The following is a 15,573-nucleotide window of genomic DNA, read 5'->3' as shown; positions in this document are numbered from 1 at the left end:
GGACTGAACTTCTGCTTCGCCGACACGCACCGTCATCCAGAGATTGTACGCCATGATCAGCGCACCGATCAGGAACAGCCCGCCGCCGGTCGCGCGGATGATGTAGAAGGGATGCATCGCTTCGACGGTTTCGATGAAGGAATATTCGAGGAAGCCGAGCGAGGTGTAGGATCGCCACATCAGGCCCTGCAGGATGCCGGACACCCACATCGCCGAGATGTAGAGCACGATGCCGAGCGTCGCGGTCCAGAAGTGCCAGTTGACGAGCTTCAGGCTGTAGAGCCCCTTGCGGTTCCAGAGCCAGGGCACCATGCAATACAGCGCGCCGAAGGAGACGAAACCGACCCAGCCGAGCGCGCCGGAATGCACATGACCGATGGTCCAGTCAGTGTAGTGGGAGAGCGAATTGACCACCTTGATCGCCATCATCGGGCCTTCGAAGGTCGACATGCCGTAGAAGGCGATCGACACCACCAGCATGCGCAACACCGGATCGGTGCGCAGCTTGTCCCAGGCACCCGACAGCGTCATCAACCCGTTGATCATGCCGCCCCATGAGGGCATCCACAGCATGATGGAAAAGGTCATGCCGAGCGTCTGCGCCCAGTCAGGCAGCGCGGTGTAATGCAGATGGTGCGGACCCGCCCAGATGTAGAGGAAAATCAGCGCCCAGAAGTGGATGATCGAAAGCCGGTAGGAATAGACCGGCCGCTCGGCGCGCTTGGGCACGAAGTAATACATGATGGCGAGGAAGCCGGCGGTCAGGAAGAAGCCGACGGCGTTGTGGCCGTACCACCACTCGAACATGGCGTCCTGCACGCCGCCCCAGGCGATATAGGATTTGGAGCCGAAGAACGAGACTGGCACCGCGGGGTTGTTGCCGAGATGCAGCACCGCGATGGTCAGGATGAAGGCAAGGTAGAACCAGTTGGCGACGAAGATGTGCGGTTCCTTGCGCTTGATCACGGTGATCAGGAACACCAGCAGATAGGTCACCCAGACGATGGTCAGCCACGCGTCCGCATACCATTCCGGCTCGGCATATTCCTTGCTCTGGGTCACGCCGAGCAGGTAACCGGTGCCCGCGATCAGGATGAAGAAGTTGTAGCCGAGGACGACGAACCACGGCGCCAGATCGCCCGCCAGACGAACCCGGCAGGTCTTCTGGACCACGTAGAACGAGGTGGCGATCAGAACGTTGCCGCCGAACGCGAAGATCACGGCCGACGTATGCAACGGCCGCATGCGGCCGAAGCTCGTCCACGGCAGATCGAGATTGAGCAAGGGCCATGCAAGCTGGCTGGCGATGATCAGGCCGACCGCAAATCCGGCGATGCCCCAGACCATCGCCATCACCACCGAAAACTTGATCGGGCCGAAATTGTAGTTCGGCCGCCCGTTGATTTCCTGCGCCGGCAGTATCGCGGGGCGCTCGAAATAGCGGTTCAGGATGACGAAGACGGATGCGACGCTGGCGGCGGCGGCAAGCGAGGCATGAAACGCGAACGGGGCGTCCACCGCTTTCGCCGCCGCGATCACGCAGAGAAAAGCGGTCGCGGCGAAGAATACCGACAAGCCGCTTTCGCCAATGGTCATGGATTTTGCAATCGAGGATTTTGCAATCGAGGGCTGGCTCATGCGGATTCTCTTCAGGAGGAACTGCGACGTCTCAAATCACACTCTTTCGTGATCTGAATTGATCGAAATCAACGCCGTTAATTTTGCGCTGGGACGAATCGCAGCTTCAGGCGGGCAAAGCCCCACCGCAAAAGCGAGGCATTGCTTTTGACGCCTGGAATCAAGCCTTTGACGTCGGTCGGAACCGGCGCCGCATGCCACGAAAGTCGGCGCAGCGCGAAGGCGGTCCGCTCAATCGCGGGCCGCGACCGCAAGCGCCTTGAGCAGATCCTCGCGGGCAATGATTCCCGCCAAATGATGCTCGCTGTCGATCACCGGAATACTACGGATGCGATGCTCGACCATGAGCTGGAGCACACGCGTCAGCTTGGTGTCGGGACGCACGTAGATGAACTCCGACGTCATCAGGTCGGACACCGTCCGGCTCATCAGGTCGGCATAGCGCGGAACCATCTGGTTGGGGGTGAAGGCGAAGCATTTCAGCATGTCGAACTTGGTGACGATGCCGATCACCTGTCCGTCTTCCTCGACCGGATAGGTGTTGAAGTCGTCGCGATCGAACATCTCGCCGAGCTCGCGCATCGTGCATTCGCGCGTCACCGTCTCGACGGGGTGTGTCATATAGGTTCCGGCGGTTTCCTCGAGAAATCTGTACACGGCGCGCTTCCTGTTATCGTTTTGGTGGTTGGACCTTAATGCGACAGCAACACGCAACGGCTCGATTGGGTCACGAAATGTTGGGTCATGCCGCCGAGGATCAGCTCGCGGAACCGCGAATGGCCGTAAGCGCCGGCCACGATCAGGCTGGCGCCGAGCTCGGAGGCGATCTCGTCGAGCTGCAGCGGGGTGTTGCGGCTGGCGTTGTTCTCCGATACCCGCTCGGCGGCCGCGATGCCATGACGCGACAGCCAGGCGACGACATCGTTCACGCCGGCGAGCGCGACGGGACGGCTGCCGCCCTGTTCCAGGATCTCGGTCACCGTGACCTGCCTGGCCTTGCGCAACAGCGGCATCGAATCGGCGACCGCCCGCCTCGCCTCCGCCGTGTCCTTCCAGGCCACCAGCACGCTGCGCAGATCGAGCCAGTCCATCTTGTCAGGGACCACCAGCAGCGGCCGGCCGGTCTGCATCACCAGATCCTTCGGACTTGCGAGCGAGAAAGCATCGGCGAATGGCGGGCTGCGTCCGCCGTCGACGATGATGTCGGCCGCGCGCGATTCGCTCAGAATGAACCGCGCCGGGAAGTCGAGGGCGCTCCGCCATTCGACATATCGGCTGCGGTGGCGGGTCGCCTCGCGAAATTGCGCCTCCAGCTCGGCAAGCCGCTTCCTGACCGCGGCCTGGCCTTCCTCGATCAAGTCCTGGGCCTGCTGCCCGGTTGTGAAATACAATGGCGGACTAAATTGCGCCGCCGCGATTCCAATGATCGCCGCGTCGAATTGCTCGGCGAGCTGACCGGCAATCTGGAGACGGGCCTCGTTCGGCTCGTCGAGCGCCAAGCTCACCATGACCGTCGCGAATGTCATTCCGACCACTCCGGAAACCTCAGAACGTCGAGATTCTGTAAGCCGGAAACCGAAAGCCGGGATGAGATAGATCAAAACGCCGAGACAATGACGGGAGCGCCGCCTTTCGCGGGCGGCATGAGGTCGGCTAAACTCCCGATGAAACAGCAGCCGCTGGCTTGCCTGACGATGGGTGATGGGCCAAATTATGAACCTGAGCCCAAAGTTTGGACAGGTAGGGGGGTCCAGGCGACGAATTTGGTATAGGATGAATTATATTGCGCCCCTGTTGGACCGTGGTAGATGGCGGTGAAAGTCTCGGCGTGACCAGTATCGTTCAATCCTCCCCTGACGCAGCCACAGGACACGAGCATTACCGGCTCCGGATCGAGGGACTGGGCGTCGGGACCTGGGATCTCGACCTTGCGACACGAGAGCTGGAATGGTCGGACACTGCCCGTGGACTGTTCGCTGGGCCCGCTGGCCCGGCCATTGCTTACGAATACTTTCTGTCGTTGATCGAACCGAGAGACCGCGAGCGTACCGAGCAGGCGATCAGCCGGGCCATCGCGGGCAGCAGCGGCCTTGACGTGTCCTTCAAGGTGGTCGGCGCGACTGGGCGCAGCCAATGGATTCGCGCCCGCGCCGGCCTGATCCGGGACGAAGCCGGCACGCCGCGGCATCTGAGCGGGATTTTTCTCGACATCGGCGAGGAAAAACAGCTCGAAGAGACGCTGCGAACCCGCGAGAGCCACCTGCGCTCGATTCTGGACACGGTGCCGGATGCGATGATCGTGATCGACGGTTATGGCGTCATTCAACTGTTCAGCTCGGCGGCCGAACGCCTGTTCGGTTACGCCGAGCAGGAAGCCATCGGCAGGAATGTCAGCGAATTGATGCCTGAACCCGACCGCACCCGCCACGACCACTACATCGCGCGCTATCGATCGACGAACGAGCGGCACATCATCGGCATCGGCCGCATCGTGACCGGCAAGCGCAGGGACGGGACGACCTTTCCCATGCATCTGTCGATCGGAGAGATGCAATCCGGCGGCGAGCCCTACTTCACCGGCTTCGTCCGCGATCTCACCGAACATCAGCAGACCCAGGCCCGCTTGCAGGAACTGCAATCCGAACTGGTGCATGTGTCGCGGCTGAGCGCGATGGGCGAGATGGCGTCGGCCTTGGCCCACGAGCTCAATCAGCCGCTCGCCGCCATCAGCAATTACATGAAGGGCTCGCGCCGGTTGCTCGCCGGCAGCAGCGATCCCAACACCGCAAAGATCGAAAACGCCATGGACCGCGCCGCCGAGCAGGCGCTGCGTGCCGGCCAGATCATCCGCCGCCTGCGCGATTTCGTCTCTCGCGGCGAATCGGAGAAGCGCGTCGAAAGCCTGGCGAAACTGATCGAGGAAGCCGGCGCGCTCGGTCTCGCCGGCGCGCGGGATCAGAACGTGCAATTGCGCTTCAACCTCGATCCGAATGCCGATCTCGTGCTGGCGGACCGGGTGCAGATTCAGCAGGTTCTGGTCAATCTGTTCCGCAACGCCCTCGAGGCGATGGCGCAATCGCCGCGGCGCGAACTTATCGCAACCAACGCCAAGGTCGGCGACGACATGATTGAAATCGCGGTGTCCGACACCGGGACGGGATTCCAGGACGACGTGATGCCCAACCTGTTTCAGACCTTCTTCACGACGAAGGAGACCGGCATGGGGGTCGGGCTGTCGATCAGCCGCTCGATCATCGAAGCCCATGGCGGGCGGATGTGGGCCGAAAACAATGCTGCCGGAGGAGCGACCTTTCGCTTCACACTGCCCGCGGCCTCGAACGAGAGTTGAAGAATGGCGAGCAAGGGACAAGTCTATGTCATCGACGACGACGAGGCGATGCGCGAATCGCTCGACTTCCTGCTCGATTCCGCGGGCTTCGACGTCACCCTGTTCGAAAGCGCGATGAGCTTCCTCGAGGCGTTGCCTGGCCTTGCGTTCGGAAGCGTGGTCTCCGACGTGCGCATGCCGGGCATGGACGGGCTCGAGCTTCTCAAGCGCATGAAGGCGAACCACAGCCCTTTTCCCGTCCTGATCATGACCGGGCACGGCGATATTCCGCTTGCGGTGGAGGCGATGAAGCTCGGTGCGGTCGACTTTCTCGAGAAGCCGTTCGAGGATGACCGCCTGATCGCCATGATCGAGACGGCGCTTCGGCAGGCAGAGCCTGCGGCGAAGAGCGAGGCGGTCGCACAGGAGATCGCGGCCCGGATTGCAACGCTCAGTCCGCGGGAACGCCAGGTGATGGACGGATTGATCGCAGGACTTTCCAACAAGCTGATCGCGCGCGACTACGATATCAGCCCCCGCACCATCGAGGTCTACCGGGCCAATGTGATGACCAAGATGCAGGCCAACAGCCTGTCGGAACTGGTGCGGCTCGCGATGCGGGCCGGCCTGATCAAGGATTGAGCTAAATCAAGCCTCGCCGCCGCTGTGCCTGCTAGCCTCCTACAAATGATTCAACTCGGCTCACCATGCGCACACGCCGTGATCTCGTCAGCATCTAAGCCCGTAGTCTATGTGGTGGACGACGACGCCGGCGTGCTCGGTTCGCTGCGCTTTCTCTTGGAGGCGGACGGGTTTGCCGTCCGTACCTTCAGGAGCGGCGCGGCGCTTTTGAACACGGCGCTTCCGGTCGGCGCCAACTGTTTCGTGATCGACTATAAACTGTCCGATATCAACGGCATCGACCTGATCGGCCGGCTGCGAAGCCGCGGCGTCGACGCGCCCGCCATTCTCATTACCGGCTATCCCGACCCGAACATCTCGGCGCGCGCGGCATCCGCCGGGGTCAGGCAGGTCCTGAACAAGCCGCTGCTCGATGAAAGCCTGATCAAGCACATCCGGGCCGCCATCCAGGACGACGTCTGACGGAAGAGCCCACGCCGGCGGCGAGCTACGGGATTCTACGTAGGTAGATGCCCCTAAGATATCGCGCTAAATTTCCAGCCACGTAGTTTCCCCGTAGCAATCGGCCATCCGCCGCAAAGGAGATGGCCCCCATGCTCACCCAGTCGCTCAGCACCGTTATCGGCAACGCGATACCGACGGCTACCACCCCGGCCACGGACCAGTTCGGCGCGCTCGCCGGGCATGCGGGCCTGGTGGCAAGCGAATTCAGCTACAAGAAGGATGAGGAAATCTACGGCGAGGACGAGCCGGCGGAATACGTCTACCAGGTCATTACCGGCGCGGTTCGCAGCTATAAGCTGCTGTCCGATGGCCGTCGCCAGATCGGCGCCTTTCACCTGCCCGGCGACGTTTTCGGCCTCGAATCGGGAACCGTGCATCGGCTGGCGGCGGAAGCCATCATCGACACCACCGTCCGTCTGGTGAAGCGCCGCAGCCTGGAACACGCCGCGGGCGTCGACGTCCAGGTCGCGCGCAAGCTGTGGGCGATGACCGCCGGCGAGCTGCGTCACGCCGAAGACCACATGCTGCTGCTCGGACGCAAGACCGCCATGGAGCGGGTCGCGACCTTCCTGTTGGAAATGGATCGCAGGCTTGCGGTCGCCGGCATGATGGCGCTGCCGATGTGCCGCCGTGACATCGGCGACTATCTGGGCCTGACCCTTGAAACGGTCTCGCGCGCGCTGTCGCAGCTCCACAGCCAGGGGGTCCTCGGCTTTTCCGGCGCCCGCCAGATCGTGCTCCGCAACCGCGCGCGGCTGCGCAACATGGACGAGTGAGACGGGCGAAGAGCCTGTTCTCACACTATTTTCCGACCTCAGGAATAGCTGCCTCGCCGCGTTTCCGGCATCAGCAGTCCGACCGTGACGAGGCCCAGGAGTGCGATGCCTGCGAGCGCGAGGAAGGCGGTGCTGCTGCCGAGCTTGTCGCTGATATAGCCGGCCAGCACGGTCGAGAGCGACGCGCCGATGCCGGTCGCGGTACCGACGATGCCCTGCGCGAGATTGAAGTGGCCGCTGCCGAAGGCGACGTCGGCCACGATCAGCGGCACCATGACGGCAAACACCGCAGCCGTGATGCCATCGAACAACTGCACTGCGACCAGGAGATAGGGGTCGCGCACGGTCGCAAACAACAGGCCGCGCACCACCAGCGCAGCGAAGCCGATCAGCAGCAACGGGCGCCTGCCAAAAACTTGCGCCTTGGCGCCCACGGTCGGCGACATCAGCGCAACGATCGCCTGTGGCACGATGATGCAGGCGGCGATCAGGACCGGCGCCCACTGGCTCGATCGGGTGGTGACGACACCGGCCATCAGCGGCAGCATCGCGGCATTGCCGAGCTGCAGGAGCAAAATGCCCAAGGCGAATATGAGCAACGGGCGGCGGCTCAATAGCCCGAGCACCGTTGTGTCCTTGGTGCCCTTCTTGGTCCCGTTCTTGGGCCCGTCCGCCTGGCGCGGCACCGCGCCGTGCGCCCGCGCGGCATCGATTTCGCGCTCGCGGATGCTGGACAGCGCAAGCAAGGTCGGCAGCGCCAGGATGAAAGTGACGAGAAACACCGAACGGCTGGAGAGCAGATAGCCGCAGGTGCCCATGACGGCGGCGGCAACCCCGTTGCCGAGCGAGGCGAATCGGGCATTGCGCCCCAGCCGCTCTCCGATCGCGAGCGGTCCGACCAGGCCCAGGCTGATGGCGGCGATCGCGGGTCCCAGCACACAGCTCGCGGCGGCATGCAGCGTCGCGGCCGTCATCACCACCGGAAGGATCGGCCAGGCCGCATAGCCGAGCGCACTGCAGCCGATGGTCACAATGGCCAGCCCTGCGACCAGCCGCTCGGAGCGCGCGGCATCGACGATGGCGCCGCCCGGCATCTGCCCGATCAATCCCACAATGCCACCGATCGACAGCACCAGGCCGATCTGCGCCTGGGTCCATTTCTCCGTGGTCAGATAGACCGCGATGAACGGGCCAAAGCCGGTCTGCACATCGGCGAGAAAAAAAATGAACCAGTCGAGCCCTCGCTGGCTTCGGCCCGAGGGCGTCGGTCGGTCTCTGGGCGAACCAACTCCCGAGGGTTCGACACGACCGCCTCCGACGACGGCTCCGTCGAGAACACCATCACGATCGCCGTCGAATCGATCCATCGAATGAGATGGGCGCACCACCGGAAGACGCCTCCACTTTGCTAGTGATCTTCCAGTGGCTGCAGGTTCCCTGCCGCTCCCAACACCACGATCGGCGCATCCTCTTTATACTCAGGCGCCGCGGCAACCTGGGCCTTGCTCAATTCGAGCGTGATGCTGTCGCTTTTGTTCGCCACCCGGCCAAAATGCAACGCGTTCCAGTCGACCACGATCTTCCGGCTGCCGACGCCGAGAAAGCCGCCGAAATCGATCACGGCGGCCCGCACCGTCCCGGTACGATCGACGATCACGTCGACGATATGTCCCATATCCTCGTCGGTGGGACTGCGAACGTCGCGGCCGAGCACGCCATGAGCGTCGCGCGCGCCGATGATGGTGACCGACGGCGGCGGTGCCTCCGCCTTCGCGGGCGCGGATGGAGTTGCGGCGGCCGGCGCGGCCGGTGGCGGTTCATCTGCCGCGCGAGCGGCAACGCCGGTAAATGCTGCAACGATGAATGCAAGGCCGATAAACCAGCGTCCTGCGCGCATGCATCCTCCCTCCGCTCCGACGGCGCGCATCAATGCGCCAGCACGATCGATACCTGGATATGTCCGCGGCGGCGCAGGACTTCCATCGAAACCTCCTCGCCGTGGCGCCTGACGCAGAGGTCGACGGTCGACATCCCGAGCTGCAGCTCGCGCAGAATGACCTGGTCGAGGAACGCCGGAAGACGCGGGTTGCGCAGGCGGATTTCGCCGCGCTCGACGTCGAATTCGAGCCCAAGGGATGCTTCCATCAAGCTGAACGGCGTCGCGCTGGCCCACGCCTGCGGCGCGCAGGCGACTGGATAGAGCGTCGGCCCGCGATGCTTCTCGCGCCGGAAGCCGCAGAACAGTTCGGGCAGCCGGCGCAGGTCCATATAGGTCGCAGCATCGAACAGGCCCTTGAAGACCTGCTCGACCGCATGTTTGAGCCCGTAGCGCGCAAGCCCGAGCGCGGTCAGAGCATTGTCGTGCGGCCAGATCGACCCGTTGTGATAGGACATTGGATTGTAGCGCGCTTCGCCGGAAGCGATGGTGCGGATGCCCCAGCCGGTAAAGAAATGCGGCCGCATCAGGTCGGCAGCCACCCTGCGGGCGCGGTCGTCCCGGATCATGCCGCTGAACAGGAGATGCCCGACATTCGAGGACCGCACCTTGCAGGGCCGCTTGTCGCCGTCGAGCGCCAGCGCGTAGGTATCGAGCTCTTCGCACCAGAACGCCTGTTCGAAGCGCTCGGCGAGCAGACCGGATTCGAGCTCGAGCTTTTCCGCCATTTCGCGCTTGCCCAGCTGCAACGCGCAGCGCGCCGCCAGGCGCTTTCCGGCGAACACATAGCCCTGCACTTCGGCAAGCGCGATGTAGCCGTGAGCCAGACGCCCGTCGGCATGGAAGATCGCGTCATACGAATCCTTCCAGCCCTGGTTGGCGAGCCCCTGCTCCGACGCGCGCTGGTACTCGACGAAACCGTCGCCGTCGGGATCGCCGGCGCCGTCGATCCAGCGCAAGGCCGCTTCGATCGCGGGCCAGAGCTCGGCGAGCGTCTCCTTGTCGCCGGTGCGCTCGACGTAAAGCCCGGCCAACAGGACGAACAGCGGCGTCGCGTCGACGCTGCCGTAGTACTGCGCGAACGGCACCTCGCGCAGCGCTGCCATCTCGCCGCCCCGCATCTCATGCAGGATCTTGCCGGGCTCCGCATCCGCCAACGGATCGACTGAACTGGCCTGGTAATGCGCCAGCCGCCGTAACACGCCGCGCGCGACGCGCGGGTCGATCCACAGCATCTGCAGCGCGGTCACGAGGCCATCACGGCCGAATGTGGTGGAATACCAGGGAATTCCCGCATAGGGGTATCGGCCCTGCGGCGTATCCGTCATCAGGATGTTGAGGTCGGCCATCGACTGGCACAAAACCTCGTTGAAGATGTTGTTCGAGGTTTCGATGCTGGCGGCACCCGCGGTCGAACGGCGCATCTCGCGGCGGTGCGCCAGCAGCCCGGAGAAGAACCGCACGGGCTGGGTCCGCGCCGGCTTGTTGCAGGAGACGGCGACGAACAGCGAGCTGATCTGCTGCGGCTCGAGATCGAAATGGTAGGTCGCGGCATTGACCGCAAGCCGCGTCGGGCGCGGATCGAAATGCAGCGCCGTATGGCGGGACATCTCGTCGAGTCCCTTATAGTCGAGCGCCACGTCGGCGGGACCGAGCAGCTTGGCCGACCCGATGCCGCGGCGCGGACGCTTCTCGCCGCGCACCTCGAAGAGATCGGCGAAATCGTTGTCGAACAACAGCGTCAGATCGAAGCTGGCGCGGCGGTCGCCGTGATTCTGGATGCCGATCCGCTGATAGGCGGTACCGCGCCATAGAAAGATCGTGCGCACGATATGCAGCATGTCCTTGGGCAGCACAATGCGCCCCTGGTCATAGACGTCGGGATTGGTCAGGTCGATGGTCAGCGCCGAATTGTCGTCGCGCAGGTTGGAGCCGAGCAGCAGCGGCTGCACCTCATCCAGCACCAGTTCGAGTCGGGCAAGATACCGGGTGTCGGCATTAAACAGCCCATCGGGGCCGCCGGCCGAGGCGCCGATATCGCCGTGACTATCGAGCACGATGAAGGTGTCATCGTGCTTGAGCGACCGCCGCGGACGCGCCGCGGGTCCAGTCATCGGAATATAGAATGGCTGCTCTGCGACCATTTCGACGTTCTGCGACGTCGAAATCAATTGTGCGGCGATTTCGGCTGACATGATGACCTCGCGGTTCGCCCCTGTGCGACCCCTTTGCGTATACGCAACCGAACCAGAATGCTAACGATGGTGCCAGTCTTACGCGGCGAATTTGGCCAGCCGGCTTATTTCCTGCGTCACCAGTTCGCGATACGGGCCCTCCCCCTGCATCAGGCGATCCGGCGGACCATCCTCGATGATCTTCCCGGCCCTGAGCACCACGACGCGGTCGAAACTCCGCAGGGTCGCAAGCCGATGTGCGATGGCGATCACGGTGCGGCCTCGCATCAGGCGGCTCAGCGCCTCGCGGATGGCTTCCTCGGATTCGCCGTCGAGCGCGGCGGTGGCCTCGTCGAGCAGCAGGATCGGCGCGTCCTTGACGAAGGCGCGCGCGATCGCGATGCGCTGCCGCTGGCCGCCCGACAGCTTGACGCCACGGTCCCCGACCATGGTGTCGAGCCCCTGCGGCAGAGTCTCCACGAAGTCGCAGCGCGCCGAAATCGCCGCCCGCAGCACCTCGTCGTCGGTGGCGTTCGGCCGGCCATAGCGGATGTTTTCGCGAATGGAACGATGAAACAAGGAAATGTCCTGCGGCACCACCGAGATCGCTTCGCGGAGGCTCTGCTGCGTCACCCGCGCGATATCCTGGCCGTCGATGGTGATATTGCCCTGCTCGACGTCGTAGAAGCGTTGCAGCAGCACAAACAGGCTGGACTTCCCGCCGCCGGACTGGCCGACCAGTCCGACACGCTGTCCGGGCTGCAGCCGCAGGCTGAAGCGGTCAAAAACCTTCAGCCCGCCCGGATACTGGAAGGAGATGTTGTTGAAGGCGATCGCAGCACCGGTCTTGACCAACGGCTCGGCCTCCGGATGATCCCGCAATTCATGCGGCAGCAGCAGCGTGGCGATCGCCTCCGTCAGCCGCGCGACATGCTGGGTGACGTCCACCAGCGCCACCGCGAGATCACGCGTGGCATTGAGGATGGACAGACCGAGCGTGCACACCAGCACGACATCGCCGGTGCTGGCACCCCCGCGCTGCCACAGCGTGATAACCCAGGCAAGCAGCGCGATGATCAGCACGACCGTCACGCTAGCATGAACCAGCCGCAGTTTTTCCAGGTAGCGCAAGCTCCGTCCGCGTGCAACGAGCTCACGGTTCACGGTTGCGTCAAAGCGATCATGTTCATGAGCGAGCCCGCAGAACGCCCGCACCAGGGGCATGTTGTTGATGACATCGACCATCTCGCCGTCGACGGACGCGGCCTTGTCGGCGAAATCGTCGTGCAGCGGCTTGCCGGCCGCAGCCAGTCGAAACATCGCGAAAACCATGGCGCCGGCAACCACGACCAGGCCGATCGCCATCGGCAGGCTTACGGTTCCGATCAGGGCGATCGCCGCAACGGTCGCGATGCAGGGCGGCAGCACGTTCCAGACGAACATGTTCTCGACCGTGAAGATAGCATTGGAGGTCGCGGTGATGCGGCTCGTCAGCATGCCCGGCAGCCGGTCGGAAAAATAGCTCGGCGCATGACCGGTGAGATGCCGGAAAATGTCCCGGCGCAGATCCCCGGTCACGCCAACGAAGGTGTAGCTCGCCGTCCAGCTCGCGATGCGCCACAGGAAATTATCCGCGGCGATCAGCGACATGAGAAAACCGAATGCCAGCCATACATGATTGGGGCGCGCTGGTCCACCCGACAGGCTGTCGACCAGGAATTTGACGCCATATTGCGTGCCTACCGAACACGCAACAGCAGCAACAACGGCGCCAAGAATGACGAAGTGGGCGGCCGGGCGCTGGCGCAGATAGCGCAACACGAAAGGAAAAGGCCGATGCGCATATCCCGATAGCTGATCCATTGGCGACGAACCCCCGCAGTTATGAGATGAATACCCGATGACAGATACTGCACAGACTTGAACGATTGATGCTTCGGCTCGGTTCCGCCATTCCCTCGCAACAATTGTGCAACATCGAACGGATGGGAAATCTGCCGTGCGATCATGGCGTCAGTGTTTCCTGAGCATGGCATTCGAAGGACCCGCGATTTCAAAATAAGTAACCTTCATTGAGGGGAACTTCGCAAATGCGAGAACGTTCCCTTCTCGGCATGCCGGTGCCGCCCAGGCAGGACTTGTAACTTCGATGATCGTACAGAGGAGATGATGAGATGCGCATCGCGCAGGTAGCTCCGTTGACGGAGGCTGTTCCACCCAAGCTGTATGGCGGCACCGAGCGGGTGGTGCACTGGTTGACCGAGGAACTGGTCGCGCTCGGACACGACGTGACATTGTTCGCCAGCGGCGACTCCCAGACCTCGGCCAAGCTCGACGCGACCTGGCCCAGGGCGTTGCGGCTGGACGGCGCGGTGCGGGATCCCAACGCGCTCCACATGGTCATGCTGGAGCGGGTGCGGCAGAAGTGCGATGACGAGGAATTCGACGTCCTGCATTTTCATCTCGACTACTATCCGTTCTCGCTGTTTCAGCGACAACCGACGCCGTTCCTGACCACGCTACACGGCCGGCTCGACCTGCCCGAACATCAGCCGGTGTTTTCGACCTTCTCCTCCGTCCCCGTGATCTCGATCTCCAATGCACAGCGGCGCCCGGTCCCGCAGGCCAATTGGGTGCAGACCATCTATCACGGCCTGCCGGAAAACCTGCTGACGCCGCGATCGTCGAGCCACGATTATCTCGCGGTGCTCGGCCGCATCGCGCCGGAAAAGGGCGTCGATCGCGCCATCAAGATCGCCATGCGCTGCGGGATCCCGCTGAAGATCGCCGCCAAGGTGGATCGCGCCGACCAGGATTATTTCGACCAGTTGATCTCGCCGCTGATCACCGGCAACCCGCTGGTCGAATTCATCGGCGAGATCGGCGATGCGGAGAAGCCGGAGTTCCTGAGCGGCGCAATGGCATTGCTGCTTCCGATCGACTGGCCGGAGCCGTTCGGGCTGGTGATGATCGAATCGATGGCCTGCGGCACGCCGGTGATCGCCTATAACCGCGGCTCGGTGGCGGAGATCATCGACGACGGCCTGACCGGCTTCGTGGTCGAGGACGAAACCAGCGCGGTCGCGGCCGTCGGCCGGCTGTCGCAACTCAGCCGCGACGCGACCCGTCGGCAATTCGAGGCGCGTTTCACCGCCCGTCGCATGGCGCTCGACTATCTCGCCGCCTATCGCAGCCTGACGGAAGCCGCCCAACCCCGGATCAAGCTGGTCAGCAGCGCGGAATGAAGCAGGTCTAGTCAGCGTCCCCCAACTCGGCGGTCGCCTTGCCGAAGCGCAGTTGGTAGGCCCTGATATAGGCCTCCGGGGACGGCTTCAAATGTCGCCTGGTCAGCGCAATCAGATCGTCGCGTCGCGCGCCGCGCAGCGCGCTGATCATCTCCAGATGATCGAGGCGCGCGCGGTCGAGCGAATCGGGAAATGCGTTGGCGTAGAAGCGGATGCCGTGCACCTTCCGGGCCAGAAGATCGATGGTCTCGATCAGGCAGGCATTGCCGCTCAGGCCGAACAGCACCTGATGAAAACGTAGATTGCTGTAGAACACGGTCAACAGATCGCCCTTGGCGACGGCGTCCGTATGTTGCCGCTGCAGCTCTTCCAGGCGCTGGATCTGCTTCGCCGCGACAGGAAACGGAATGGTGCGCACCGCCATCGCTTCAAGCTCCTCGCGGACCGTGTAGATCTCCCTGACCTCGCGCGGCGTCAGGGCGCGCACCATCGCACCGCGATTGGGAATACGCTCGATCAAACCCTTGCGCTCGAGCTCGAACAACGCCAGCCGCACGTCGCCGCGATGGGTCTGGAACAGGTCGCAGAGATCCTGCTCGATCAGACGCTCGCGCGGATGGCGCCGCCCCAGCACGATGTCCTCCTCGATGCGCCGCGCGATCAGATCGGCGGCGCCCGGCTCGCGCGACACGACCGGCGCTTGGCGGACCTTTTGATGAGCCTTGGCCATCTTATGAGCCTTGTTATGAGCCTTGTCATGAGCCTTGGCCGTCGCCGCTCGCGCCTGTTTCAGGGGTTTTCCAGCCATGACATCCTGGGAAGACCAGCTTCGCCAGGGACAACCTGAAGAGCGACGTGAAATCTTCGATTGTGATGATAATATTGGAAACGATATTGTAAACAATTTTTGACCGGGTTAGCATCCCGCCAACGAAAGGCGGCGGAGCGGCAAACGGCAAGTTTGCGCCTGATCGCATGCGGGGAGGAAACGGCATGAGAAAACCACGCCAGCCATGCGTGCTGGGCTCGCAGCGCAGCGTCGATCGCGTGCTGTCGAAGCGGCAGAGCCGCCGCATCTTCCTGCAGAAGGCCGGCGGCGTGCTCGCGGCTGGCGCGTTCGGCGCGGTGCCGCTGCGGGGTTGGGCCGCCGATCCCGTCAATATCGGTGCGCTCTATCCCATCACCGGCAGCATGGCGCAGATCGGCGTCGGTTGCGCCGCCGCCGCCAAGCTCGCGGTCGACATGGTCAATGAGGCTGGCGGCATCAAATCGCTCGGCGGCGCCAGGCTCAATCTGATCCTGTCTGACGTACAGAGCGATACCACGGTGA

14 protein-coding genes are annotated in these 15,573 nt (G+C 63.4%); 6 read left to right on the top strand and 8 right to left on the bottom strand.

Annotation, left to right across the window (positions count from 1 at the left end):
• The 3 genes from ccoN to WCB02_RS30675 form a co-directional block, all read right to left on the bottom strand.
• Window positions 1-1,596: cytochrome-c oxidase, cbb3-type subunit I (gene ccoN / locus WCB02_RS30685; RefSeq protein WP_423963958.1), on the bottom strand; the 1,596-nt coding region annotated here is incomplete at its 3' end.
• A 273-nt stretch (window positions 1,597-1,869) separates the two neighbouring features.
• Window positions 1,870-2,295 carry an HPP family protein gene (locus tag WCB02_RS30680; RefSeq protein ID WP_423963956.1) on the bottom strand — a complete coding sequence of 142 codons (426 nt, stop codon included), beginning with the start codon at window positions 2,293-2,295 and terminating at the stop codon, window positions 1,870-1,872.
• 35 nt (window positions 2,296-2,330) lie between these two features.
• Entirely contained in the window at window positions 2,331-3,164 is an 834-nt protein-coding gene (locus WCB02_RS30675; protein ID WP_423963954.1) for a universal stress protein, read from the bottom strand.
• 302 nt (window positions 3,165-3,466) lie between these two features.
• Here WCB02_RS30675 and fixL point away from each other — a divergent pair, with 302 nt between their 5' ends.
• The 4 genes from fixL to WCB02_RS30655 all read left to right on the top strand — a co-directional run bounded on the left by fixL (window position 3,467) and on the right by WCB02_RS30655 (window position 6,888).
• On the top strand, window positions 3,467-4,987 hold the full coding sequence (gene fixL, locus WCB02_RS30670; RefSeq protein WP_423963951.1) for a sensor protein FixL: 1,521 nt from the start codon (window positions 3,467-3,469) through the stop codon (window positions 4,985-4,987).
• A 3-nt stretch (window positions 4,988-4,990) separates the two neighbouring features.
• A complete protein-coding gene (gene fixJ / locus WCB02_RS30665) occupies window positions 4,991-5,608 on the top strand; it encodes a response regulator FixJ (protein WP_423963948.1) in 618 nt (205 codons plus the stop codon).
• Between the two features lie 45 nt (window positions 5,609-5,653).
• Complete coding sequence (locus WCB02_RS30660) at window positions 5,654-6,070, top strand: response regulator transcription factor (RefSeq protein ID WP_423963946.1); 417 nt, start codon at window positions 5,654-5,656, stop codon at window positions 6,068-6,070.
• A gap of 131 nt (window positions 6,071-6,201) precedes the next feature.
• Window positions 6,202-6,888 carry a helix-turn-helix domain-containing protein gene (locus tag WCB02_RS30655; protein ID WP_423963944.1) on the top strand — a complete coding sequence of 229 codons (687 nt, stop codon included), beginning with the start codon at window positions 6,202-6,204 and terminating at the stop codon, window positions 6,886-6,888.
• Between the two features lie 38 nt (window positions 6,889-6,926).
• Here WCB02_RS30655 and WCB02_RS30650 read toward each other — a convergent pair whose 3' ends face one another.
• From WCB02_RS30650 to WCB02_RS30635, 4 genes are all read right to left on the bottom strand, one after another.
• Window positions 6,927-8,255, bottom strand: a complete 1,329-nt coding sequence (locus WCB02_RS30650) for an MFS transporter (protein WP_423963941.1) — start codon at window positions 8,253-8,255, stop codon at window positions 6,927-6,929.
• A 41-nt stretch (window positions 8,256-8,296) separates the two neighbouring features.
• On the bottom strand, window positions 8,297-8,785 hold the full coding sequence (locus WCB02_RS30645; protein WP_423963939.1) for a PRC-barrel domain-containing protein: 489 nt from the start codon (window positions 8,783-8,785) through the stop codon (window positions 8,297-8,299).
• Window positions 8,786-8,814: 29 nt separating this feature from the next.
• Entirely contained in the window at window positions 8,815-11,019 is a 2,205-nt protein-coding gene (locus tag WCB02_RS30640; protein WP_423963937.1) for a glycogen debranching N-terminal domain-containing protein, read from the bottom strand.
• Window positions 11,020-11,097: 78 nt separating this feature from the next.
• Window positions 11,098-12,861, bottom strand: a complete 1,764-nt coding sequence (locus WCB02_RS30635; RefSeq protein WP_423963935.1) for an ABC transporter ATP-binding protein — start codon at window positions 12,859-12,861, stop codon at window positions 11,098-11,100.
• A 311-nt stretch (window positions 12,862-13,172) separates the two neighbouring features.
• Between WCB02_RS30635 and WCB02_RS30630 the strand changes: the two genes are divergently transcribed.
• On the top strand, window positions 13,173-14,243 hold the full coding sequence (locus WCB02_RS30630) for a glycosyltransferase family 4 protein (RefSeq protein ID WP_423963932.1): 1,071 nt from the start codon (window positions 13,173-13,175) through the stop codon (window positions 14,241-14,243).
• 7 nt (window positions 14,244-14,250) lie between these two features.
• On the opposite strand, the gene WCB02_RS30625 is transcribed toward WCB02_RS30630, so the two are convergent.
• Window positions 14,251-14,973 (bottom strand): GntR family transcriptional regulator, encoded by a 723-nt coding sequence (locus WCB02_RS30625; protein ID WP_423963930.1) that lies wholly within the window; start codon window positions 14,971-14,973, stop codon window positions 14,251-14,253.
• Between the two features lie 263 nt (window positions 14,974-15,236).
• Between WCB02_RS30625 and WCB02_RS30620 the strand changes: the two genes are divergently transcribed.
• On the top strand, window positions 15,237-15,573 hold a 337-nt coding region (locus WCB02_RS30620), incomplete at its 3' end, for an ABC transporter substrate-binding protein (RefSeq protein ID WP_423963928.1).

It is taken from the genome of Bradyrhizobium sp. (assembly GCF_049581145.1).
GTDB lineage: Bacteria > Pseudomonadota > Alphaproteobacteria > Rhizobiales > Xanthobacteraceae > Bradyrhizobium.
This window is presented reverse-complemented; position numbering and strand designations above follow the sequence as displayed.